This is a genomic window from Burkholderia sp. 10_S31 (genome assembly GCF_056930375.1).
This window is the reverse complement of record NZ_JBXOWK010000003.1, coordinates 1,976,349-2,000,315: the sequence shown is the minus strand read 5'-3', so window position 1 is coordinate 2,000,315 and position 23,967 is coordinate 1,976,349. Positions and strand designations below refer to the sequence as shown.

The following is a 23,967-nucleotide window of genomic DNA, read 5'->3' as shown; positions in this document are numbered from 1 at the left end:
AGACGCACGCTATCGGCTGGTACGCGATTCAATAGTAATTCAACGCGTAAAGGGAGGCGGCTGGTGAAGAATTGGGTTGGCGTTAAGCGGGTCGTAGATGCAAACGCTAAAGTGGGAGCGAAGTTGAACGGCACTGGCATCGACATCGCGAAAGTGAAGATGTCGAAAAACTCGTTCGACGAGATTGCGGTGGAAGAGGCGGTGCGCCGGAAGGAAGGGGGCGTCGGGACCGAAGTGGTCGCGATTTCGGTTGGTGTGGCGCGGCGCAGGAAACGCAGCGTCCAGCGCCGGCGATCTGCGCGGATCGCGCGATTCTAGTCGAATCGAACGATGGCGTTGATCCGCTCATGGTCGTGAAGATCATGAAGGCGCTGGTTGGCAGCGAGCAGCCGCAGCTGACCATCCTTGGCAAGCAGGCGATCGACGACGATCCGAACCAAACTAGCCATATGCAGGCGGCGCTCGCGGGTCTGCCGCATACGACGTTCGCGACGGAGGTGACGATCGCCGACAGTAAGGGAACGGTTTACGAGAATGTGCTGACCCGTGGAAATTCCAGAGACGTAATTCCTCTTGTATGCGCACCCGTGTTGGTTGCGCAGGCGTACTGACGGCACACCGGGATCGGAACGGCAATCCGTTCGCGCAAACGATGCGTCTGTGCGGCGAGAGCAGCTCATTGGCGGGAGAACTCCAACGACTGCGAATACGATCGATGCGAAGTGTAATCGAGATGGTTGGGACTGGACACGCTGGCGAGTATCTGTCTCATGCGCATTGGTAAGTCCATCGAGCGGCGCTGGAGATGTGTATGTATCGAAGTCAGTTGACCATCCGGGCCGCTCTCCATCAAGTTTTTCCGTCTGGACGACGGACCTTGGTACGTATTTCCCCCGTCGATAAGGCGACCTGCGATCGGTAGCTCACGATATCTGGATCACAATCTATCAATCGCGCGGGAATCGCTTGCGGACGGCACGCACGCTTGACGACGCAACAGGTGACGATCGACTCCTGGACACGCATGTCGCCAGTGAGCCCGGGCGGTCGTTCCTCCCGCATTGACACAACAATGCAAATATCTTGACTACGCCAACGCGTAGCGGGTGAGCGAAAACTTGAACTTTGAGGACTCCAGATTGGGAAAGGATTTGTCGAGAGTGGGGGTCGTTGGCGCAGGTGCAATGGGGCGCGGCATCGCCCAAGTTTGCGCGGCAGCCGGTTGCACCGTACAGTTATTCGACGCGGCTGATGGAGCGGTGACGCGTGCAATCGACTTCATGCGCGAGGACCTGATGCAAGCGGTCGCAAGGGGTAAGCTCGAACAGGTCGACGCAGATGCGGCTATGCAAAGGATTCAGCCTGCCGGCGCTCTGACGAATATGGGAGATTGCGAGCTCGTCGTCGAAGCCGTCGTCGAGAGGCTGGAGATCAAGCAAAATCTGTTGCGCGAGCTCGAGTCAATTGTTAAGCCCAATTGTATCCTCGCAACGAACACGTCTTCGCTGAGCGTGACCGAGATCGCGGCGGGTTGCACTTATCCGGAAAGGGTGGCCGGTTGGCACTTCTTCAATCCGGTGCAGAGAATGCGGCTGGTCGAAGTCGTACAGGCGCCGCGCACGGCGACAGAAGTTGTCCAGGCGTTGTCAGCGCTTTCGCAACGAATCGGTCATCGTGCGGTCGTCGTGCCGGACTCGCCGGGATTCGTCGTCAACCACGCTGGCCGGGCGTTTGTAACCGAAGGCCTCAAGCTGCTGGCCGAGCGGGCCGCCGAGCATCACGTTCTGGATGCGATCCTGCGCAACTGCGCGGGTTTCCGAATGGGGCCATTCGAATTGCTGGATCTGACCGGCCTCGACGTCTCTGTTCCCGTCATGGAATCGATACATGCGCAGTACTATGGCGACGACCGCTATCGTCCGGTTGCGTTCGCTCGCACCCGACTGCTCGCCGGCCTGCTGGGGCGCAAGACCGGACAGGGATTTTACAACTATGCCGACAAGGGCGCCGCTACCACGCCGATTCCGCAACCGTCGGCGACATTCGACGACGTGACGTTGTGGTGGCCGACGGAAGGCGCATCTGCGCTGCCCGAATCGGTCGCGGGGCTTCTGCCCAAGGGTAACCGGACGACCGATGCCACCAAGGCCGATGTAGTGATCCTCGCGCCTCTCGGAGCCGATCTGGCATCGACCGCTGCGGATCTTGGCCTCGAGCCGAGCAAGGTGGTTGCGGTCGACCCGGTCTTCTTCGGCCCTGCCGGCGTGACCGTGATGATCTGTCCGGGCACTGTCGCCACGACCGTGGAGGCTGCGCGCGCGGTGTTCGCCGCGCAATCGATCCCGACGTTCGTTATCGCCGATTCGCCCGGCTACGTCGCGACTCGCGTGGTGGCCTGCATTGTCAATCTGGCATGCGAAATGGCCCAGCAAGGCATTTCGTCTCCGGAAGACATCGACGCTGCAGTGCGTCTCGGACTCGGCTACCCGCTCGGTCCGTTCGAATGGGGCGACCGGCTCGGTGCCAAACGCGTGCTAGAAATCCTGCAGGGGCTCCACGAGACTTTCGGGGATCAGCGGTATCGACCATCGCCATGGCTGATTCGTCGCGCCAAACTGGGGTTGCCGCTGAATACGGCGGATCGAGCGGGCTAAACCGCGCGGGGAGACCACGAATGCTTCATGCCGATTGGCGGCGGAGCCACAAGGGCAGATGCGATGGCCGTTGCAACACGACAACCACGGAGCCGCAAGATGAATCGGTTGGCCAATTTCGGAGCTGCGTCGGCTTTTGCTTTGCCTCCTCGGCATCGTTCGCCGCTGAGGGCGACGAACCGGCGAATATCGGGGTGATCGTCGACATCTCGAGCGTCTACTCGAAAAGGCGGGAAGTCCGTTGCGACTGGCTGCGCGGAACAGGCGCGAAGGCGGCGGCGACAGACACGCATTTTCGGCAGCTGTCTCTGCGGGTCGAGTATCGAAGGGCAGCCCGGCTCCTCGTGGCTAGTGAAGCGCGTCGCCGATGTGACCGTGTCGTGCCAGCGACGCATTTTTGAGGGCTCGCCGCCCAACTCACCATGGATCGTGCGTCAAGATGATCGGGGAAAACATGTTCAAACCAGCGCTCGTAGAAAAACGTCTCGGTGATTCGTCGCTAACGGCCGAGTTTCACTTGAATACAGGTCGACTCCGCATTATGTCCGGCGGCGTAGTTTCGCATGAATTCTTTCCGCCCGACTCGTGGATGATCGTCGCGTCATGCGCCGCCGGGAGCCAGTGGGGAACACGGCCAAGCGAAGCCGACCTGTTGCGTGTTCTTGAACAGTTTTCGTCAGAAGGCACTGTGGAATCTGCTTGCTGAGCGCAGTGGAGTCGTATGTGGCGTCCCGGATCGCAACCGCATGCGTGATGTGTCCATCGGGTGCCGAGCACGATCGATATCCGGATCGGTTCCGCGCCACTCGATAGCCGTGAGTCGTGCTTTGTCCGCTCGAAACGCGACAATCTCTCTTACTTGATTTCTGAAGGAAACGGATGACGAATCCATCTGACGACCGCAGTGAAGCGCTCCAGCAGCGGGAATTCATGGAATACGATGTCGTGATTGTCGGCGGCGGCCCCGCCGGGCTGTCATCTGCGATCCGGCTCAAGCAGCTCGCCGCCGAGAAAGGCGCCGAGATCGGCGTGTGCGTGCTCGAGAAGGGTTCCGAGATCGGCGCGCACATCCTGTCGGGCGCGGTGATGGACCCGCGCGCGATCAACGAACTGTTCCCCGACTGGAAGGAACGCGGCGCGCCGCTCGATGTCGAGGTGACGGAAGACCGCTTCCTGTTCCTGTCCGAGAAGAGCGCGATCACGACGCCGAACTGGGCGCTGCCCGCCAACTTCCAGAACCACGGCAACTACGTGATTTCGCTGGGCAATGTCACGCGCTGGCTTGGGGCACAGGCTGAAGCCCTGGGCGTCGAGATCTTCCCCGGCTTCCCGGCGGCCGAGATTCTCTACAACGACGACGGCTCGGTCAAAGGCGTCGCCACCGGCAACATGGGCGTGGGCAAGGACGGCGAGCCGACCGAGAACTTCCAGCTCGGCATGGAGCTGCACGCGAAGTACACGCTGTTCGCCGAAGGCTGCCGCGGCCATCTCGGCCGTCAGCTGATCTCGAAGTTCAAGCTGGACGCGAACGCCGATCCGCAAGCGTACGGGATCGGCATCAAGGAACTGTGGGAAATCGATCCGGCCAAGCACAAGCCGGGCCTCGTGATCCACACGGCCGGCTGGCCGCTGAAGTCGGACACCTACGGCGGTTCGTTCCTGTATCACATGGACAACAACCAGGTCGTGGTCGGCTTCGTGGTGGGCCTCGGCTACACGAATCCGTACCTGTCGCCGTTCGAGGAATTCCAGCGCTACAAGACGCATCCGTCGATCCGCGCGTTCCTCGAAGGCGGCAAGCGCGTGTCGTACGGCGCGCGCGCGATCACGGCGGGCGGCCTGCTGTCGCTGCCGAAGACGGTATTCCCGGGCGGCGCGCTGATCGGCGACGACGCGGGCTTCCTGAACGCATCGCGGATCAAGGGCAGCCACGCGGCGATCAAGACCGGCATGCTGGCGGCCGACGCCGCATTCGACGCGGTGCAGGCCGGCCGTCAGAGCGACGAGCTCAACGCGTACCCGGATGCCTTCAAGCAATCGTGGCTGTACACGGAGCTGCACCGCGCGCGCAACTTCAAGCAGTGGATGGCCAAGGGCCTGTACCTCGGCACGCTGATGGTCGGGCTCGAGCAGAAGGTGATGGGCGGCAACGTGCCGTGGACGCTGCACCACAAGCATGCTGACCACGAGATGCTGAAGCCGGCATCGCAATGCACGCCGATCGAGTATCCGAAGCCGGACGGCAAGCTGACGTTCGACCGGCTGTCGTCGGTGTTCATCTCGAACACGAATCACGAGGAAAACCAGCCGGCGCACCTGACACTGAAAGATGCGAGCGTGCCGGTGAACGTGAATCTGAGCACGTACGCGGGCCCCGAGGGGCGCTTCTGCCCGGCGGCCGTGTACGAGTTCGTGAAGAACGACGACGGCAGCGACCGCCTGGTGATCAATGCGCAGAACTGCGTGCACTGCAAGACCTGCGACATCAAGGACCCGACGCAGAACATCGTGTGGGTCACGCCGGAAGGCAGTGGCGGGCCGAACTACCCGAACATGTAAGGCAACCAAAGAAAGCCGTTGGCACCATACTTGAAAGCCGGATCGGTTTTCAAGTCTGGACATTTTCACAACGTTGTCAATCGGGATGTCACGTCCCACAAGCGAGCGGGAACTGCCTGTTCGCCTGCCTTCTGTACTGGTTCAAGAAGCTCTATTCAACTCCTAGATCGAAGGAATCACGCATGAAGATTCACGAGTACCAGGGTAAGGAAATCCTGCGGAAATTCGGAGTCGCGGTACCGCGCGGCAAGCCGGCGTTCTCGGTTGACGAGGCCGTCAAGGTGGCAGAAGAGCTCGGCGGCCCGGTTTGGGTCGTGAAGGCTCAGATTCACGCGGGTGGCCGTGGCAAGGGCGGCGGCGTGAAGGTGGCGAAGTCGATCGAGCAGGTTCGCGAATACGCGAGCCAGATCCTCGGCATGCAGCTCGTCACGCACCAGACCGGTCCGGAAGGCCAGAAGGTCAACCGTCTGATGATCGAAGAAGGCGCCGACATCAAGCAGGAACTGTATGTCAGCCTCGTCGTCGATCGCGTGTCGCAAAAGATCGTTCTGATGGGTTCGAGCGAAGGCGGCATGGACATCGAAGAAGTTGCCGAAAAGCACCCGGAACTGATCCACAAGGTCATCGTCGAGCCGTCGACGGGCCTGCTCGACGCCCAGGCCGACGACCTCGCCGCGAAGATCGGCGTGCCGGCTGCGTCGATTCCGCAAGCGCGCGCGATCCTGCAAGGCCTGTACAAGGCATTCTGGGAAACCGACGCGTCGCTGGCTGAAATCAACCCGCTGAACGTTTCCGGCGACGGCAAGGTCATCGCACTCGACGCGAAGTTCAACTTCGACTCGAACGCGCTGTTCCGCCACCCGGAAATCGTCGCGTACCGCGATCTGGACGAAGAAGATCCGGCTGAAATCGAAGCGTCGAAGTTCGATCTCGCGTACATCTCGCTCGACGGCAACATCGGCTGTCTCGTGAACGGCGCAGGCCTCGCGATGGCGACGATGGACACGATCAAGCTGTTCGGCGGCGAGCCGGCGAACTTCCTGGACGTCGGCGGCGGCGCGACGACCGAGAAGGTCACCGAAGCGTTCAAGCTGATGCTGAAGAACCCGGATCTGAAGGCGATCCTCGTGAACATCTTCGGCGGCATCATGCGCTGCGACGTGATCGCGGAAGGCGTGATCGCCGGTTCGAAGGCCGTGAACCTGAACGTGCCGCTCGTCGTGCGCATGAAGGGCACGAACGAGGACCTCGGCAAGAAGATGCTGGCCGATTCGGGCCTGCCGATCATCTCGGCGGACAGCATGGAAGAAGCTGCGCAGAAGGTCGTCGCGGCTGCCGAAGGCAAGTAAAGAAGCGCCCCCAGACCTGGCGCTACGCGCCAGGCCCCTCGGGGGAGTCAAGAAAACTTGGGGCGGCCCGGCGTTTTCTTGGCGCGCTCAACGAACACGCATGGCGGCGCGGTTAGCTCGCGACGCCAATCGAACAGAGGTCAAAATACATGTCGATTCTGATCAACAAGGACACGAAGGTCATCACGCAGGGTATTACCGGCAAAACCGGTCAGTTCCATACGCGCGCCTGCCGTGAATACGCAAACGGCCGCGAAGCATTCGTCGCGGGCGTGAACCCGAAGAAGGCCGGCGAAGATTTCGAAGGCATTCCGATCTACGCGAGTGTCAAGGAAGCGAAGGCAGAAACCGGCGCGACCGTGTCGGTCATCTACGTTCCGCCGGCAGGCGCTGCTGCTGCGATCTGGGAAGCGGTCGAAGCCGACCTCGATCTCGCGATCTGCATCACGGAAGGCATTCCCGTGCGCGACATGATCGAAGTGAAGGACCGCATGCGTCGCGAAGACCGCAAGACGCTGCTGCTCGGGCCGAACTGCCCGGGCACGATCACGCCGGACGAACTGAAGATCGGCATCATGCCGGGTCACATCCACCGCAAGGGCCGCATCGGCGTCGTGTCGCGTTCGGGCACGCTGACGTATGAAGCGGTTGCTCAGCTGACCGCGCTTGGCCTCGGCCAGTCGTCGGCAGTCGGTATCGGTGGCGACCCGATCAACGGTCTGAAGCACATCGACGTGATGAAGATGTTCAACGACGATCCGGATACGGATGCGGTCGTGATGATCGGCGAAATCGGCGGTCCGGACGAAGCCAACGCCGCTCAGTGGATCAAGGACAACATGAAGAAGCCGGTCGTCGGCTTCATCGCGGGTGTCACGGCGCCCCCGGGCAAACGCATGGGCCACGCCGGCGCGCTGATCTCGGGCGGTGCGGATACGGCCGAAGCGAAGCTGGAAATCATGGAAGCGTGCGGCATCACCGTCACGCGCAACCCGTCGGAAATGGGCCGCCTGCTGAAGGCAGCGCTGTAATTTTCCGTTTGGGATGTCCTGCGGAAAATGCCGACCTTGCCGGTAATTTGATTCGCGCTGAGGAACCGAGCAGCCTAGCGATAGGGACGAGCCATGGCGACCCGGGCGCATATGCGACTGGGTGGTCTTGCAATTCGTTGTGATCGCACGCCGGCCACGGGCAGATGCGAGCAATCGTTCGCGACGTTCTATATGGGCACCATCGGCGCCGGCATCCTATTGCCCGTCGCGTTCGAACAGCTGGGCGATGTCGAGCGCTCCCTCCGCGGCGATCCCGTTGCTGACGGTGCCATTGTCGTGATACGTACAGAGGGAGCTGGGCGGTTGACGTACCGAGGTGCCATACATCGGCGCGGTGTACGTTGGCTTGGTGTCCAGCGAGGCCCGGAAATAGTTGGCCAACATTGGCGGCGCGCTAAGCGTGACCTTGCCGTTCACCCAACCATCGGCGCCCAGCGATTGTTGGGGCAAGTGTATTTTTGGTGGTTGCTGCGCGCATAAAACACAAGTCGTTGATGCGCGTAAACCCGCCATGTCAAATTCTATTGTCGGTTCACAGCTGGACCGCCAATCCTGACGAGGAGAGACGAATCATGAACGAAACGACCCAAGCCCTGCTAACTCGCCGCGAAGGCAGCGTGCTGGTACTGTCCAACAATAATGTGGCGTCGCGCAACGCGCTTTTGCCAGAGTTCTATGCCGGAGTCACCGCTGCGCTGCGCGAGGTGGCTCACGATCCCACCGTGGGCGCCGTCGTGCTTACGGGTGAAGGCGGTCATTTCTGCGCGGGTGGCGACTTGCGCCAGTTGGCCACGCGTCGCGAGTTGTCCGTGGACGAGCGCCGCACTAAACTCGAAGACCTGCACGACCTGATCCGCGGCGTGCGCGACTGCCCCAAGCCCGTGGTCGCGGCTGTCGAGGGGGCAGCTGCTGGTGCCGGCATGTCATTGGCCTTGGCCTGCGACATGCTGGTGGCTGCGAAGACGTCCGTGTTCTCGGTCGCCTACGTCAAGGTGGGACTGACGCCAGATGCCGGCGCCACCACATTCTTGGCCGAGTTCACATCGCGTCAAGTGCTGACGGAACTCTGCCTCACGGGCGAACGCATCGATGGCGCGCGCCTGCACGCGCTGGGTGCGGTCAATCGCCTCGCTGAGTCTGGTCAGGCTCTGGCCGAGGCGGTGGCCTTGGCCAGTCAGATCGCCTCTGGCCCCTTCCAGGCCATGACCCGAATCAAGAACCTGTGCCGCCAGGCGCTGCGCAACACTCTGGAGCAGCAATTGGAACTGGAGGCGCTGTACATGGTGCAGTCGCAAGTGACTGAGGAGTCGCGCGAGGGCATTGGTGCCTTTCTCGAAAAGCGCCAGCCCGACTACATCAAATTGCGCGGCACGCCGGCCTGAACGTACGCCACTCGACATACTACAGGGGAAGACCACCGTCTGTTCCGAACCGCCTGCGGTCATCGATTTCCCGCTCAAGGGTGTGCGTGTGCTCGACCTTTCTCGCGTGTTCGCCGGGGCGCGCACTGCTGCCGAACCCATGAAGGGCAAATGCGGCCGGCCACGAAGCCTGCAGCGCCGGATACCAGGACATGGTCCCGTCTCAGCGAAGGAATTGGCGCTTGCGCTCGAACCATCCTCCTATCGCACGGTTTCGTGGCGAGAAGGTACGCAGTGCCGCACTGCACTCGCGATTTGCGGCGGTAGTGCGTACGTGCGCCCCATCGCGATTACTGGCGTTCCACTTCGCGCGACGAGGAATGGCTGCTGATTGCAACTGGACGCAGAGTTCGACCTGCCCCAATCCGACTTGTCGGCGCTAATTCGCATGGTGAAGCCCATTGGCCCTATTGAAGGGGGCAGGTCAGTCCAACGGTGGAAAGCTCTCTGCAAACAAACGCAAGCAATACTTCCATCTGCCTGACGAAGTCATCGCGCGAATTGAGGAAGTTGTCCGAGAGTCCTTTGCCTCTAACAGTCCTCCACCAACAGACAATGCAGCTTCCTGAGTTTCCGGCTCGTGGGCGCTCGTGAATGTTTCTCGAAAAAAGCTCTGATATAGGCTAAAAATTGACAAGATTTCGAAGGAAGTGAACGTTTTTCGGGCGGAGCGGCGAAGCGCAGCGCAGCGGAGGAAACGTTTTTCGAGCTGAAACTCCGGAAGCAATGCGCGCTGAGACAACTTTCATTTGACATAATTAACACTGTCATCGGGAGCGTGTAGCAGTCCGCGCGATCCCGTGCGTGACCCGACGGTATCGATGACGGTATCTCTACAGAGGCCGTCATCGAGATGTGCGGTCTTCGTGGATTTTCAACGAAAACATGCCTTGATTTTCCGGTGCGGTCTCTTCAGTGCCGGCAACAGCCAGCCGGATTCTTCGGTATCTTTGACGGTATCGTCGCTACGCGACCGCGTGGAAGCGCCGTCTCCGCAAGGGTTCAGCCCATCGATTGACAATCGAGTGGGAATAAGTGGTTTGTAAATTCCCTTTAAAATCAAAACATTGCGGTGCGTCGTAAATGGCGTGGGCCCAATTCTAAATTGGCCAGTGCAGGTTCGTAAGCCCTTGAGAAATATGAGAATTCTAAAAGTGCATCCGAACCTGCTGCGAGCCCGAGCAACCACAATTTGACGGTATTTCTGACGTATACGCGAGCAGCATGCGTAGGGGCTCGCTTGATACCAGCGGCGTGGACGGTATCAGTGACGGTATCTGCATGCCGTCAGCTAGACGCTTGGTGTCTTCCTGATGACCGCGGTACCCGCAACTTCCTAAGAAACGGTTTCAAAAAGAGCCTGTGGGGCTGTTAACTTTCGCGGCGAGCTGTTAACCTCAGGCATCGGAACAACCGAGACCGAGGAGATGGGCAAGCCGATCATCGACGACGAATTGTGGACACTGATCGAGCCGTTACTGCCGCCATCCAAGCCGCGGCGCGAGAAGAACCCGGGTCGCCTGCCTGTTTCGAATCGCGCCGCGCTGACCGGCATCTTGTTCGTTCTCAAGACCGGACTACGCTGGCGCGACCTGCCTGCCGAGATGGGTTGCGGCTCGGGCGTGACATGTTGGCGCCGGCTGCGCGACTGGCAAGCGGCCGGTGTGTGGGACCGCTTGCACGAGCTGCTGCTCGCGAAGCTGCGAGCAGCAGACCAGATCGACTTCTCGCGAGCCGCTGTCGATTCATCATCGATTCGCGCCGTTGGGGCAGGCCAAAAACTGGGCCAAACCCTACCGATCGCGCGCGACCCGGTTCCAAGCACCACATCGTCACCGATGCCAACGGCACGCCGCTTGCCGCGATCCTGACCGGCGCGAACGTCAACGACGTCACGCAATTGCTGCCGCTGATCGACGCGATTCCGCCGATTCGCGGATTGCGCGGCCACCCACTGCAGAGACCGCGTGTGGTCTACGCCGATCGCGGATACGACTCCGAGCGACATCGAAAAGCGTTGCGCAATCGTGGTATCGAACCGGTGATCGCCAAGCGTCGTACCGAACACGGCAGCGGCCTTGGAAAATATCGCTGGGTCGTTGAACGTACGCATGCTTGGCTGCATCACTTCCGTCGCCTCCGTATTCGCTTCGAACGCCGTGCCGACATTCACGGCGCATTCCTCAAACTCGGTTGCTGCCTGATCTGCTGGAATACACTCCGGCGCGCCGAGCAGTCTTTATGAAACCGTCTCTAAGGGCGGGAGGTCAACTATGGTTCTGATGCCGGAGGCCTGCCTGTGTCGCTTGCACGCGGTTCGTCATGGCTACTTAGAACTCACTCAGGGTGACCAATTTTTATATTTTTTAAACCAATAGAGGTTGGCTAGAGTTTGCCAAAGGTGTATTTTGAGCACTATGAGTGATCAAAATCATCGAAAGCTAAACCATCTGCTGACACAACTCGGCGATGCCGCCCTGATTTCCAGTCGGTGGCTGCGGGCACATGGCTACTCCAGCAGCCTCGTCGCACGCTACGTGGCCAGCGGCTGGCTGGTCTCGCCGGCGCGCGGCGTCTACATGAGGAAGGGCGGGCACCTGCAATGGGACGGTGTGGTCCGTAGCCTTCAATTCGATGAGAGACTGTCGCTGCATGTTGGCGGGCGCTTTGCGCTGGCCATGCAGGGGCATGAGCATTACCTGCGTCTCGGCGAAGCCGGTACGATCACGCTCTATGGACCAAACCGGCTGCCGGGATGGGTGTGCAAGCTGCCGTTGAAGGAGCGCTTCGAGTTTCATGGCAAGGGGCCATTCGATTGGCCAGTGCTGCAGTTCACGCACGACGTGTCCGAGAAGGTACTGCTCGACCGAGGGCTGGTATGGCATGAGACCAGTCCGAGCACGGGTGCCTTGGCTTGCTCAACGCCCGAGCGGGCCATGCTGGAGTTGTGCGACGAAGTGTCGGATACGGCCTTGGTTTACGAGGCGGATGCCTTGATGCAGGCAATGACCACGCTGCGGCCGCAGCGGGTCGCTATGCTGTTGCGCCATTGCCGCAGTATCAAAGCGAAACGGCTATTCCTGGCACTGTCCGAACGCCATCGGCATGCGTGGCTGTTGCATGTACCCCTTGATGGTGTTGATCTGGGCCGGGGCAAGCGTGCGCTGGTCCCCGGCGGGCGCTTGCATCCGACCTACCAGATCACATTGCCTGGAGACTTGGATGAGCACCTGGGATAAGCGCTACACCGACCGGGTGCAATTGCTGGTCGAGATACTGCCAGTGCTTGCGCGGGAGCCGCGCTTCGCGCTTAAAGGCGGTACGGCGATCAACCTGTTCGAGCACGAACTTCCACGGCTGTCGGTGGACATTGATCTGGCCTGGCTGCCGGGACACGATTTTGCCGAGGACGCAACTCTGATCGCGGCGGCACTGGAGCAACTGGCCGTTACGCTACGCGCCCGTCCGCTGCAACTTCAAGTGCAGTCGTCGGCGGGAGAGGGCACGGGATCGGTCACGCGGCTGGTGGTCAGTCGCGGCCGCGCACGCGTGCAGATCGAGACGACGCCGGTCATGCGTGGCACGGTGCATCCAGTACGCACCATGGTGGTCAGGCCGAAGGTGGAGGAGGCCTTCGGCTTTGCCTCTGTCCAGGTGCTGGATTTCGCTGATCTCTATGCCGGTAAGCTCGCCGCCGCCTTGTTGCGGCAGCATCCGCGCGACCTGTTCGATGTCGGTCTGCTGTTGGAGGACGAGCGAACGATGTGCTCTGGCGGACTTTTCTCGTGTATCTGACCTGCAGCCCTAAGCCCGCTTGGGAGATGCTGGCGCCTCGAGTACCGGCGGATTTCGCTGCAACGTTCGATGCGCACTTCAGGGGAATGACGGCCGAGCCGGTCAGCGCCGAAGCGTTGCTGGAAAGCCGCGAGCGTTTGCTGGCACGAGTGGCGAACTGGTTGGACGAACCTTCGCGGGCGTTTCTTCGATCAGTGGAGGACGAGAAGCCGGACTTCGGCTCTATCGGGCTTGCGCATGCGAATGAGCTACCGGGTGTGCGGCGCAAGTTGCATAACCTGGCGCAGCGGACTGCGGCCAAGCGTGAGGCCGATCGCCGGGAGCTCGAGCAAACTCTGGAACGGATCGCAACGCGAACCGCATGAACCGCGCATGCAGAACTTGTCGACGCTTTTTTCCAAACACAGCGGATGATATGTCCTGCCTTCCCGCCATGCCGCGGATCGATGTCTGTTTAAGGCCACGTTGAATCGGGTCACGCAGCTCGTTGCCGAACGGGCGAAAACAGCCGGCGGCCGGGATCAGGTCGCTGGTTCGATATAATTCGCCGTGGTTGACGTTGGTGTCGCCAAAGTCGTCACTCCCGCAAATCGCCCGCCTCCCGCATCGGCAAAAGGTGCGAGAGGTCGTGAGCATGACCCGCCGATGCCCCCGACCTGATGAAGAACAAGCGCGACGCTGCAACGCAGCACAAACCCCCGAGGCTGTCCAGAACCCACGCACCGGATGACATGGCCCCTGCCGATTGGCAGCGCGCGCTGCGCCGGCAGTTCGGGCGCGAGCAGCCGTTCAGCCTGGAGAATCTTGGGACGGACGCGTTTTTCTCCGAATTCCGCATCGGTAATCCGGAGTCGAAAACCCACTATCGTGTCGCAATCCGCGGTACGCGGCCGGGCGACAACTTCTGCGCCTGTCCCGACTACGCGACCAACGAGTTGGGCACGTGCAAGCACATTGAATTCACGCTGTCGAAACTGATGAGCAAGCGCGGCGCCAAGGCGGCATTCGCACGCGGCTATCAGCCGGCTTTCTCGGAGCTGTATTTGCGCAACGACGGTGGGCGAACGATCCATTTTCGAGCGGGTACCGATTGCCCGGCGAAAGTGGCGGACGCTGCCGCGGCGTTGTTCGACGTGTCTGACGGATGGCGATTGCCGGAGGCTTGCTTCGACGAACTGCGGCGCTTTCTTACGCACGTGGCGAAGGCCGGACACGAACTGCGCGCCTATGACGACGCGCTGGATTTCATCGCGGGGCGCAGCGATGCATTGCGCCGCGCCGCGATGCTCAATGGCCTGTTTCCAGGTGGCGCCGCCGATCCGCAACTCAGGAAGCTGCTCAAGGTGCCGCTTTATGCGTATCAGGCCGAAGGCGCGTTGTTTGCCGTACGGGCCGGGCGCGCGTTGATCGGCGACGAGATGGGATTGGGCAAGACCGTTCAGGCGATCGCGGCCGCGGAGATTCTGGCGCGGCATGCCGGCGTGTCGAAAGTGCTCGTGGTCTGCCCGACTTCGCTCAAGTATCAGTGGCAGAGCGAGATCGCGCGCTTTTCCGGCCGGGCGTCGCGCGTGATCGCGGGAAACCTCGCACAGCGGCGAAGCGAATATGCGGAGGAAGATTTCTGCAAGATCACCAACTACGAGAAGCTGAAATACGACCTCGACACGATTGCCGCGTGGGCGCCGGAACTCGTGATCGTCGACGAAGCGCAACGCATCAAGAACTGGAACACCGTCGCGTCGAAAGCGCTGAAGCGCATCGACAGTCCGTATTGCGTGGTGCTGACGGGCACGCCGCTGGAAAACAAGATGGAGGAACTCATTTCCATCGTCCAGTTCGTCGACCAGCATCGCCTCGGTCCGACGTGGAAACTGCTGCATGAGCATCAGGTCAAGGACGAGGCCGGACGCGTGACGGGGTACACGGGGCTCGACATGATCAATCAGACCCTGGCGCCGATCATGATTCGCCGGCGCAAGTCCGAGGTGCTGCGTCAGTTGCCGAAGCGTACCGACCAGAATCTGCTGGTGCCGATGACCGAGCAGCAGATGGCTTATCATGCGGAGAACGCGGAGACCGCGGCCAGGATCGTCCATCGCTGGCGCAAACTGAAATTTTTGTCGGATCGCGACCAGCGAAGACTCACGTGCGCGCTGCAGAACATGCGGATGTCGTGCAACAGTACCTATTTGCTGGACCAGGAGACCGATCACGGCGTCAAGGCCGACGAACTGGCGGTGCTGTTCGAAACCCTGCTGGCCGAGCCCGGCGCGAAAGCTGTGGTGTTCAGTCAATGGACGCGCACGCACGAGATCGTCATTCGCCGCCTCGAGCGGCTCGGCGTCGGCTATGTCAGCTTTCACGGCGGCGTGCCGTCGGAACGCCGCCCGGCACTGGTGGAGCGATTCCGGGACGATCCGGACTGCCGTGTTTTTCTGTCGACGGACGCAGGCAGCACGGGGCTCAATCTGCAGCACGCATCGACGCTCGTGAACATGGATCTGCCGTGGAACCCTGCCGTGCTCGAGCAGCGTATCGCGCGCATCTATCGCATGGGGCAGCGAAAGCCCGTGCAGATCGTCAATTACGTGGCCAAGGGCACGATCGAGGAGGGCATGCTGTCGGTGCTGGCTTTCAAGCGCTCGCTGATGGCAGGCATCCTAGACGGCGGCGCGGGCGACATCTCGCTCGGAGGCTCGCGCCTCGCGCGCTTCATGAAAGACGTGGAGACTGTCACGGGCCGGATGGGCGAGGGTGACGCGCTGGCGGATCCGGAGGAGAGTGCTGTTGCCGGCGTCGAGGCTGATATCGATGCCGAACCCGCTGCTGCCGATGCCGATGCTGCTGCCGCGGCCGCCGATGTGGACGCCTCCGCCGATGCTGCGCCAGGCGGACGGTCCGAAGAAGCCCGGGACGCGCAGCATCTTGCTGATGACCACACGCATTCCGGCGTCGCCGCCGCCGAACCTGTGTGGCGCGATGTGCGCGCCGATCCCTGGTCCGGACTGTTGCAGTTCGGCGTGGAACTGGTATCGGCATTGAACGCATCCGCCGAAGGGACGGCGAGCACGCATCCATGGGTCGAGCGCAACCCTACCACGGGCGCGCGAAGTCTCCGGTTGCCGCTGCCGCCGCCCGACACGGCGAGACGGCTGGCCGATGCGTTGTCGGCGATTTCATCGGCCCTGCGCAGCGGCGGCGTGACGGCGGAAGCCGTCGATACCGCGAAATGAGTGGCAATCGATGACACTCGACCATGCGACGCTGGAAGCACTCCGCATGCAGCATCCGGCGTGGCGGCTGCTGCGGTCCGACCATGCGCCGCTAGTCGCGAGCTTTCTGCATCGCGTCTTCATCGCGCCGAACGTACGGGTGATACCCGCAGCCGATCTGTCGGAAGCGCTGGAAGACGAGCTTTTCGTCCTGCGTGACCGTCTGGGCGCGGACGCTTACCCGAAACGCGCGCTCGACTACCTCAACGACTGGGCGAGCCCTGAGAAGGGCTGGCTGCGCAAGTTCTACCGGCAAGGCTCGGACGAGCCGCTCTTCGACCTGACGCCCGCGATGGAAAAGGCGATCGCCTGGCTGGATGCGTTGACGGTGCGCAGCTTCGTCGGCACAGAGTCGCGCCTGCTGACGCTGTTCGAACTGCTCCGGCAGATGTGCGAAGGGAGTGAAGCCGATCCGGAAAAACGCATTGCCGAATTGCGCAAGCGTCGCGACGAGATCGATGCGGAAATCTCGAGGGCGTTGTCCGGGGATCTCGTCGTGCTGGATGACACCGCCGTCAGAGACCGCTTTCAGCAATTCGTGCAGTTGGCGCGCGAGTTGCTGACCGACTTTCGCGAGGTCGAGCAGAATTTCCGGATGCTCGACCGCCGCGTGCGCGAGCGCATTGCATTGTGGGAGGGCTCGAAGGGCGCGTTGCTCGAGGAGATCATGGGCGAGCGCGACGCGATCGGCGATTCGGATCAGGGTAAAAGCTTTCGTGCATTCTGGGATTTCCTGATGTCCGGCACGCGTCAGGACGAGTTCACGAAGGGGCTCGCGCACGTGCTCGCGCTGCCGGCCGTGGCCGACATGAAGCCCGACGGCCGCACCGCGCGCGTGCACTATGATTGGCTGGAGGCGGGTGAGCACACCCAGCGCACGGTCGCCCAGCTTTCGCAGCAGCTGCGCCGGTTCCTCGACGATCAGGCGTGGCTCGAGAATCGCCGCATTATGGACATTCTGCGAGGTATCGAAGCCAAGGCGGTGGCCGTGCGAGATGCGCCGCCGGCCGGCGCGTTCATGAGTCTCCCCGATGCGTCGTCGGACGTCGAGTTGCCGATGGAGCGGCCGTTGCACGTGCCGACGCGCAAGCCGGTGATCGACGATGTCGAACTGGAAGCCGGGGACGTCGAACTGGATGCTTCGGCGCTGTACGCGCAAGTGGTGATCGACCGCGCGCGGCTCGCAGGACGCATCCGGCATGCGTTGCAGGATCGCTCGCAGGTGACGCTGCGTGAACTGATCGAGTCTTACCCGCTGCAACAGGGGCTGGCCGAGCTGGTCGCGTACCTGCAACTGGGCAGTGACGCGTTCAGGACGGTCGTCGACGAAGAAACCATCGAACTGATCGCATGGCAATCGACTCGTGCCGACGAAGCCCCGACGACGAGACGTGCCCGGATGCCGCGGGTGATCTTTGTGAGATGAACATGGAAGAGAACCGGCAAGAGACGGCCGCGAATGCCGATCTGTCGACATTGGCGGTCACGCTGCTCAAAGGCGTGATCTATCGCGAGGACGACGACCGCTTGTGGAGCGCGCTGCTCGATCTGCAGATGCACGTGCGGGATTACGTCCGGGTGTTGGACCTGGAACTGGTGCTGGACGACGCGGAAGGCTACGCATTCCTGCGCAGCCGTCCGGAAGAGGTCGAGTCAGATGCGGCACGGAAGGTGCCGCGTCTGATCGCGCGGCGGCCGATTTCCTTTCCGGTGAGCCTGCTGCTCGCGTTGCTGCGCAAGAAACTTGCCGAATTCGATGCCGGCGGGGGCGATACACGATTGATTCTGTCGCGCGATGCCATCGTCGAGCTCGTGAGGGTTTTTCTTCCGGACAGCAGCAACGAAGCGAAACTGATCGATCAGATCGATACGCACGTCAACAAGGTCGTCGAGCTCGGCTTCCTGCGGAGGCTGAAGGCCGCGAGCGGGCCGTCGAGTTTCGAAGTGCGGCGCATTCTCAAGGCGTTCGTCGACGCGCAATGGCTGTCGGATTTCGACTCGCGTCTCGCCGCATATCGCGCGCAGTTGGCGGGCGCGGAGATGGAGCACGGAGGCGATGTCGATGAATAAGCCGGACGACGCGATTCCGCAGCCGCTCGAGCTGGATTTTCTCGCCGACGATGCCCTCACCGGCTTTCGTCTTATGCGTCTCGAGGTTTTCAATTGGGGCACCTTCGACGCTCGTGTCTGGACGCTTCATCTGGATGGCAGGAATGGCCTGCTCACGGGTGACATCGGGTCGGGCAAGTCGACGCTCGTCGACGCGGTCACGACGCTGCTGGTGCCCGCCCAGCGTATCGCGTACAACAAGGCGGCGGGTGCGGACAGCAAGGAACGGACGCTGCGCTCCTACGTGCTCGGGCATTTCAAGTCGGAGCGCAATGAAGTGACCGGCACGGCCCGGCCTGTCTCATTGCGGGATCACAATGGCTACTCGGTGATCCTCGGTGTTTTTCACAACGCGGGGTATGACCAGACGGTCTCGCTCGCGCAGGTCTTCTGGATGAAGGAGGCGCAGAGCCAGCCAGCGCGCTTTTACGTGGGCGCCGAACGAGACCTGTCGATTGCGACCGATTTCACGCGCTTCGGCTCGGACGTCGCTCAACTGCGCAAGAAATTGCGCGCGCTGGGTGCGGAAATCGAGGATACCTTTCCGAAATACGGCGCGTGGTTCCGCCGACGCTTCGGTATCGAGAGCGAGCAGGCGCTCGAGCTGTTTCATCAGACGGTGTCGATGAAGTCGGTCGGCAATCTGACCGACTTCGTGCGCAGTCATATGCTCGAACCGTTCGACGTCGCGCCGCGCATCGACGCACTGATCTCGCATTTCGACGATTTGAATCGCGCGCACGAAGCGGTGCTCAAGGCTAAGCGCCAGGTGGAATTGCTGAAACCGCTGGTGTCGGACTGCGATCAGCATGCCGAACTGTCGGCGGAGCAGGCGCGTTCACGCGTGTGCCGCGATGCGCTGAAGCCGTACTTCGCCGGGTTGAAGCTGGGTCTGCTGGACAGGCGGCTGCAGTTGCTCGCCGAAGACCACGTCCGCGTGTCGGCGCAGCGGGAGCGGCGCATCGAGCAGCACGATCAGGAGCGCACGCAAGCCGATCGCCTCAAGCGTGCGATTGCCGAGCAAGGCGGCGATCGGCTCGAGCAGCTTGCCGCGCAGATTCGGGACGAGGAGCGCGAGCGCGATCGGCGGCAGCGGCGAGCCGAGCGGCATGCCGAGTTGCTGAACGCCATCGGCGAATCGAACGCGGTCGACGAACCCGCTTTCATCGCGCTGCGGCAGCAGGTGGCCGCTCTCCGCGAAGTCGCGGGGCAGCAGGAAGCCGATCTGCAGAACCGGATCACCGAGTGGGGTGTGGCGCTGCGCGACGGAAAGCGCGAGCATCAGACGCTGAGCGACGAAATCGCGAGCCTGAAGGCGCGTCGCAGCAATATTCCGAAGGAGTCGATTGCCATGCGCGCGGCGATGTGCGCCGCACTCGGTCTCGACGAGGACGGCATGCCGTTTACCGGCGAGCTGATCCAGGTACGTGACGATGCGCATCAGTGGGAAGGGGCGATCGAGCGCGTGTTGCATAACTTCGGTCTGTCGTTGCTCGTGCCGGATGCGGACTATCCGGATGTCGCGGCCTGGGTGGACCGCACCCATCTGGCCGGGCGGCTCGTCTACTTTCGCGTGCGGCCGGCGCGCGAGCAGAGCGCCGTCGAGTTGCATCGCGACTCGCTGGTGCGCCGCGTCGCGATCAAGCCGGATTCGCCGTTCTACGATTGGCTGGAGCGTTCGCTCGCGCAGCGCTTCGATTACGCGTGCTGTGCGACGCAGGAGCAGTTTCGCCGCGAGTCTCGCGCGCTGACCCGCACTGGGCAGGTCAAGGCGCCCGGCGAACGACACGAGAAAGACGACCGGCATCGCCTGGACGATCGAAGCCGCTATGTCCTCGGCTGGAGCAACGCGGCCAAGATTGCAACGCTTGAGGGGCAATTGCGCACACTCGAGACGCGTCTCGGCGGCATCGGCGCCCAAATCGCCGGCGCACAGAGGGAGCAGGCGAAACTGCGGCATCGGCTGGAGGCGTTGGCGGCGCTCAATGAATTCAACGATTTTCGCGAGATCGATTGGCGAAGCTGCGCGGCGGCGATCGCCCGTCTGCAGGACGAGAAGGCGCGTCTGGAAGCGGCCAGCAACGCATTGCTGGCGTTGGCCGCGCAATTGGAATCGGTACAGGCTGCGTTGAAGGACAGCGAAAAAGCATTGTCGGATCTCAACATGGATCTGGGCGGCATCAAGGCGAAGCGCGATGCCGCGGATGCACTGCGGGAGCAAACGTCCGCCTCGCTGGCCGATGTGGCGGACGACATCCGCGAGCGGCTGGAGGGGCTGCGCACGGAGGTTCTCGGTGAGCATCAGTTGTCGGTCGAGTCGTGCGATCACCGCGAACGGGAATTGCGCGACGCGTTGCAGGCGCGCATGGATGCGGAGGCCAAGCGTCTGGATCGGCTGACCGAACGCATCATTAAGAGCATGTCGACGTTCAAGGACGCGTACAAGCTCGATACCGCCGATTTCGACGCCAGCGTCGACGCCGCATTCGAGTATCGTGAACTGCTGGCTCGATTGAATGCCGACGATCTGCCACGCTTCGAGGCGCGCTTCAAGGAACTGTTGAATACCAACACGATCAACGAGATCGCCAATTTCAACGCGCAGCTGGCACGCGAACGCGAAACAATCAGGGATCGCATTTCCCGCATCAATGAATCGCTCGCGCAGATCGACTACAACCCGGGGCGGTATATCGTGCTGGAAGCGCAGGCGAGCCCTGACGCGGATATCCGCGATTTCCAGGGCGAGTTGCGGACCTGTACCGAAGGTGCGCTGACCGGATCGGACGATGCGCAGTATTCGGAGGCGAAGTTCTTGCAGGTCAAGGCGATTGTCGACCGGTTTCGTGGCCGTGAAGGGCTGTCGGATGCCGACCGCCGGTGGACGACGAAGGTCACCGATGTGCGGAACTGGTTCCTGTTTGCCGCAAGCGAACGCTGGCGCGAAGACGACACGGAGTACGAACATTATTCGGATTCGGGCGGTAAATCCGGTGGGCAGAAGGAGAAGCTGGCCTACACGATTCTCGCGGCGAGCCTCGCATATCAGTTCGGCCTCGAATGGGGCGCGGTGCGGTCGCGCTCGTTCCGGTTCGTGGTCATCGACGAGGCGTTCGGGCGCGGCTCGGACGAGTCCGCGCAATACGGGCTCAGGTTGTTCCAGCAACTCAACCTGCAACTGCTGATCGTGACGCCGCTTCAGAAGATCCACGTGATCGAGCCGTTCGTGTCCAGCGTCGGCTTCGTGCATAACGACGAGGGGCGTGCGTCGAAGCTGCGTAATCTGTCGATCGAGGAGCATCTCGCCCGCAAGGCGGAGGGTATCGCGTGAGCTGGACCTCGGCTGCGGATTTGAAGGCGCAAGTGCGACGTCTGTGGGATCGCGGCGAGTTGTTGCGCAGCGTGGCGGCCGGCGAGTGTACCGACGCAGTGCGCGTCGATGGCGAAGAGGCGCATGCCGTCGCGCAGTCCGGTTGTTCGTTTCCGCTGCGGCTGGCGATGAAGGGGCCGACTTCGACGGAGTTGATGGACCATTTCCAGGCCGTTCGGGAGTGGATTGCCGAGCTCGTGTCCGTCCAGGAGACGAGGATCGAGTGGCGTGAACTCAACCATCGCGTTCTGGGCGTTCAACGCGTGCCGCAGGCCATCTGGCTCGATGGGCTGGACCATGCGCTGGCAATGATCGGCAGGCGCGGCGATGCGGCACGTTTTACCCGATTGCTACGGCTCGTGCGTGCACGGCAGCCCGAGTTGCTGGCATGGTTTCGCCGGCGCCCGCTGCAAGCACTCGAGTTGGCAGACGAATGCGAGCGCCTGCTCGCAGTGGTCGACTGGATCGTACGGCATCCGCGTTCCGGCGTTTATCTGAGGCAGGTCGATATTGCCGGCGTGCCGAGCAAATTCATCGAAAGCCGGCGAGGCGTGCTGACGGATTGGCTCGATCTCGTGCTGCCGGCGGAGGCCATCGCAGCGGAGAAAACCGGGAGCGGGCAATTTGCGGCCCGCTACGGCTTTCGCGAGAAGCCGGTTCGCATCCGGTTTCGGTTGCTCGACGCGCGACTGCCGGTGCTTCCCGGCCCTGTTCTGCCGGATATTGCCCTCGATGCGGATAGCTTTGCCGCGCTGGCGGTGCCGATTCGCCGGGTGTTCATCACCGAGAACGAGACGAATTTTCTTGCATTCCCGGCCATGGCAGATGCAATCGTCGTTTTCGGCGCGGGATATGGGTGGGACGCGCTGTCGAAAGCAGAATGGCTATCCCGCTGCGACATCCATTACTGGGGGGATATCGATACGCACGGCTTTGCCATCCTCGACCAGTTGCGCGGCCACTTCGGCCACGTCAAATCCTTGCTGATGGACCGGGCGACGTTGATGGCGCATGCCGCGTTCTGGCGCGACGAGCAGGAACCGGTGCGTCGCGACTTGCCGCGACTCGACGCCGCCGAGCAAGCGCTGTTCGACGATTTGCGCGACAACCGGCTGCGCAGGAACGTGCGGCTCGAGCAAGAGCATATCGGTTTCCGGTGGGTCGAAGCGGCGCTTGCGGTTTTGGCGTGATTACTCCGAGTTGCCGGCCGGAGTTCACTGCCCCGATGACCGTTTCGTCGCATCTCCGTGCCGAACAGGCCGCTGCGTTTCGCCTACTGTGGTTGTCGCACACGTTTCATGCTTTTTTGCCGAAGGAGTGGCCGGCGTTAAGGTCGCGGCTTCTGTCAGCTCTTCGAGGATTTCGCTGGAAAGTGCCTGACGGTATCGATGACGGTATCCCGCAGAAGGCGTCTCCAGAAGGTTGGCATACGTGATCTTTGACCGAAAGCGCAGGTTGATTCTCCGATGCAGTCTGTCCAAAGCCGATAGGTGCCGACTTTTTTCGGTATCGGTGACGGTATCTCCGATACACGAACAGGCGGCAACCCCGTCCCCGCAAGGGTGTAGCGAGCGGATTGACGATCGAATGGGAGTGATCCGGCACCGAGCCGCGCACCGGTAGCCGATCACGGCATCGGATGATGCGAACGCCCGGCAGGGGAAACCCGTCGGGCGTTTTTTTGCGCCGTGCGCGAATTTGTTGGATTAATCATAATGGACGCTCGTCCATCGGCGTATCGACCATGCTGCCGTGATCCAGCTGACCCTCCCCGGATTCGACGTGCGTCCCCCGGTAGCCGAGCATCGCTTTTTCTTCGCGGCGATGCCGGACCCGGATACGGCCGCGCACCTTGCCGGCATCGCGAGGCGGCTGCATGGCGGGAACCGCGGCGGGAGCGGGCTGCTGGACGCCGAGCGGCTGCACGTCACGCTGTATCCGCTCGGTGATTTTGCCTGCGTGCCGGGCGCCACGCTCACACGCGCGTGTGCCGCGGCCCGCCGCATCGATGTGCGGTCGTTTCGCGTCACCTTCGACCAGTTTGTCAGTTTCAACGGACGTCCCGGGCATTGCCCGCTGGTGCTGACGGGCGGCGCGGGGCTCGACGCATTGGTTGCGTTTCGGCAACGGCTGCGCGGTGCGCTCGGCGAAGCGGGGCTGCGCGTGTCGAGTGCGCGTTTCACGCCCCACGTGACGTTGCTGTACGGAGAACGAAGGCTCGGTCAGTACCGGATCGAGCCGATTTCCTGGACGGTGTCCGAGTTCGTGCTGATCCACAGCTGGCTCGGCAGGACGCATTACGATGTCATCGGACGGTGGCCGCTGACGGTTGCGGACTCATCGCGCCGATCCTCGGACTGATATCTCGCTTCCGTTCCCGTTGCGG

General features: G+C 62.0%; 14 protein-coding genes and 3 pseudogenes. 16 read left to right on the top strand and 1 reads right to left on the bottom strand.

The window, feature by feature from the left end; genetic code table 11:
- Positions 1 to 63: 63 nt before the first annotated feature.
- From AC1Z3W_RS29460 to sucD, 5 genes and pseudogenes are all read left to right on the top strand, one after another.
- Positions 64 to 539 (top strand): annotated as a pseudogene (locus tag AC1Z3W_RS29460) (adenine nucleotide alpha hydrolase family protein); the annotation flags it as partial.
- A gap of 600 nt (positions 540 to 1,139) precedes the next feature.
- On the top strand, positions 1,140 to 2,654 hold the full coding sequence (locus AC1Z3W_RS29455) for a 3-hydroxyacyl-CoA dehydrogenase (RefSeq protein ID WP_483509046.1): 1,515 nt from the start codon (positions 1,140 to 1,142) through the stop codon (positions 2,652 to 2,654).
- An 879-nt stretch (positions 2,655 to 3,533) separates the two neighbouring features.
- Positions 3,534 to 5,213 carry an electron transfer flavoprotein-ubiquinone oxidoreductase gene (locus AC1Z3W_RS29450; protein WP_483509045.1) on the top strand — a complete coding sequence of 560 codons (1,680 nt, stop codon included), beginning with the start codon at positions 3,534 to 3,536 and terminating at the stop codon, positions 5,211 to 5,213.
- Between the two features lie 182 nt (positions 5,214 to 5,395).
- Positions 5,396 to 6,562 (top strand): ADP-forming succinate--CoA ligase subunit beta, encoded by a 1,167-nt coding sequence (sucC, locus tag AC1Z3W_RS29445; protein WP_057926652.1) that lies wholly within the window; start codon positions 5,396 to 5,398, stop codon positions 6,560 to 6,562.
- A gap of 149 nt (positions 6,563 to 6,711) precedes the next feature.
- Positions 6,712 to 7,593 carry a succinate--CoA ligase subunit alpha gene (gene sucD, locus AC1Z3W_RS29440; protein ID WP_483509043.1) on the top strand — a complete coding sequence of 294 codons (882 nt, stop codon included), beginning with the start codon at positions 6,712 to 6,714 and terminating at the stop codon, positions 7,591 to 7,593.
- A 216-nt stretch (positions 7,594 to 7,809) separates the two neighbouring features.
- Here the strand turns inward: sucD and AC1Z3W_RS29435 are convergent, their stop codons facing one another.
- Complete coding sequence (locus tag AC1Z3W_RS29435) at positions 7,810 to 8,031, bottom strand: hypothetical protein (protein WP_483509042.1); 222 nt, start codon at positions 8,029 to 8,031, stop codon at positions 7,810 to 7,812.
- Positions 8,032 to 8,186: 155 nt separating this feature from the next.
- Here AC1Z3W_RS29435 and AC1Z3W_RS29430 point away from each other — a divergent pair, with 155 nt between their 5' ends.
- The 11 genes and pseudogenes from AC1Z3W_RS29430 to AC1Z3W_RS29380 all read left to right on the top strand — a co-directional run bounded on the left by AC1Z3W_RS29430 (position 8,187) and on the right by AC1Z3W_RS29380 (position 23,942).
- On the top strand, positions 8,187 to 8,996 hold the full coding sequence (locus AC1Z3W_RS29430; protein WP_483509041.1) for an oxepin-CoA hydrolase, alternative type: 810 nt from the start codon (positions 8,187 to 8,189) through the stop codon (positions 8,994 to 8,996).
- Positions 8,997 to 9,126: 130 nt separating this feature from the next.
- Positions 9,127 to 9,368, top strand: a pseudogene (locus AC1Z3W_RS29425) (transposase); the annotation flags it as partial.
- Between the two features lie 1,094 nt (positions 9,369 to 10,462).
- A protein-coding gene (locus tag AC1Z3W_RS29420) for an IS5 family transposase (RefSeq protein ID WP_301820559.1) occupies positions 10,463 to 11,280 on the top strand; the annotation gives its coding sequence in 2 pieces (ribosomal slippage) (positions 10,463 to 10,811 and positions 10,811 to 11,280; 819 coding nt in all).
- 172 nt (positions 11,281 to 11,452) lie between these two features.
- The gene (locus AC1Z3W_RS29415) at positions 11,453 to 12,274 is read left to right on the top strand and encodes a type IV toxin-antitoxin system AbiEi family antitoxin domain-containing protein (protein WP_057925401.1); all 822 of its coding nucleotides are present in this window, start codon (positions 11,453 to 11,455) and stop codon (positions 12,272 to 12,274) included.
- Positions 12,258 to 13,195 (top strand): annotated as a pseudogene (locus tag AC1Z3W_RS29410) (nucleotidyl transferase AbiEii/AbiGii toxin family protein). The gene AC1Z3W_RS29415 and the pseudogene AC1Z3W_RS29410 overlap by 17 nt, the downstream one beginning before the upstream one ends.
- Before the next feature lie 294 nt (positions 13,196 to 13,489).
- On the top strand, positions 13,490 to 16,063 hold the full coding sequence (locus AC1Z3W_RS29405) for a DEAD/DEAH box helicase (RefSeq protein ID WP_483509039.1): 2,574 nt from the start codon (positions 13,490 to 13,492) through the stop codon (positions 16,061 to 16,063).
- Between the two features lie 10 nt (positions 16,064 to 16,073).
- Positions 16,074 to 17,528 carry a DUF3375 domain-containing protein gene (locus tag AC1Z3W_RS29400; RefSeq protein WP_057925400.1) on the top strand — a complete coding sequence of 485 codons (1,455 nt, stop codon included), beginning with the start codon at positions 16,074 to 16,076 and terminating at the stop codon, positions 17,526 to 17,528.
- Between the two features lie 2 nt (positions 17,529 to 17,530).
- Positions 17,531 to 18,172, top strand: a complete 642-nt coding sequence (locus AC1Z3W_RS29395; protein WP_124833127.1) for a DUF4194 domain-containing protein — start codon at positions 17,531 to 17,533, stop codon at positions 18,170 to 18,172.
- Positions 18,159 to 21,542, top strand: a complete 3,384-nt coding sequence (locus AC1Z3W_RS29390) for an ATP-binding protein (RefSeq protein ID WP_124833128.1) — start codon at positions 18,159 to 18,161, stop codon at positions 21,540 to 21,542. Before AC1Z3W_RS29395 ends, AC1Z3W_RS29390 begins: the two co-directional genes overlap by 14 nt.
- Positions 21,539 to 22,771: a Wadjet anti-phage system protein JetD domain-containing protein gene (locus tag AC1Z3W_RS29385; RefSeq protein WP_057925398.1), complete on the top strand. Its 1,233-nt coding sequence runs from the start codon at positions 21,539 to 21,541 to the stop codon at positions 22,769 to 22,771. Before AC1Z3W_RS29390 ends, AC1Z3W_RS29385 begins: the two co-directional genes overlap by 4 nt.
- Positions 22,772 to 23,333: 562 nt before the next feature.
- Positions 23,334 to 23,942, top strand: coding sequence for a 2'-5' RNA ligase family protein (locus AC1Z3W_RS29380; protein WP_057925397.1), 609 nt, complete (start codon positions 23,334 to 23,336; stop codon positions 23,940 to 23,942).
- Positions 23,943 to 23,967: the final 25 nt, after the last annotated feature.

Excerpts from the sequence above, each read along its gene's own strand:
- AC1Z3W_RS29450 (WP_483509045.1), top strand. The coding sequence starts at position 3,534 with ATGACGAATCCATCTGACGACCGCAGTGAAGCGCTCCAGCAGCGGGAA.
- sucC (WP_057926652.1), top strand. The coding sequence starts at position 5,396 with ATGAAGATTCACGAGTACCAGGGTAAGGAAATCCTGCGGAAATTCGGA.
- sucD (WP_483509043.1), top strand. The coding sequence starts at position 6,712 with ATGTCGATTCTGATCAACAAGGACACGAAGGTCATCACGCAGGGTATT.
- AC1Z3W_RS29430 (WP_483509041.1), top strand. The coding sequence starts at position 8,187 with ATGAACGAAACGACCCAAGCCCTGCTAACTCGCCGCGAAGGCAGCGTG.
- AC1Z3W_RS29415 (WP_057925401.1), top strand. The coding sequence starts at position 11,453 with ATGAGTGATCAAAATCATCGAAAGCTAAACCATCTGCTGACACAACTC.
- AC1Z3W_RS29405 (WP_483509039.1), top strand. The coding sequence starts at position 13,490 with ATGAAGAACAAGCGCGACGCTGCAACGCAGCACAAACCCCCGAGGCTG.
- AC1Z3W_RS29400 (WP_057925400.1), top strand. The coding sequence starts at position 16,074 with ATGACACTCGACCATGCGACGCTGGAAGCACTCCGCATGCAGCATCCG.
- AC1Z3W_RS29395 (WP_124833127.1), top strand. The coding sequence starts at position 17,531 with ATGGAAGAGAACCGGCAAGAGACGGCCGCGAATGCCGATCTGTCGACA.
- AC1Z3W_RS29390 (WP_124833128.1), top strand. The coding sequence starts at position 18,159 with ATGTCGATGAATAAGCCGGACGACGCGATTCCGCAGCCGCTCGAGCTG.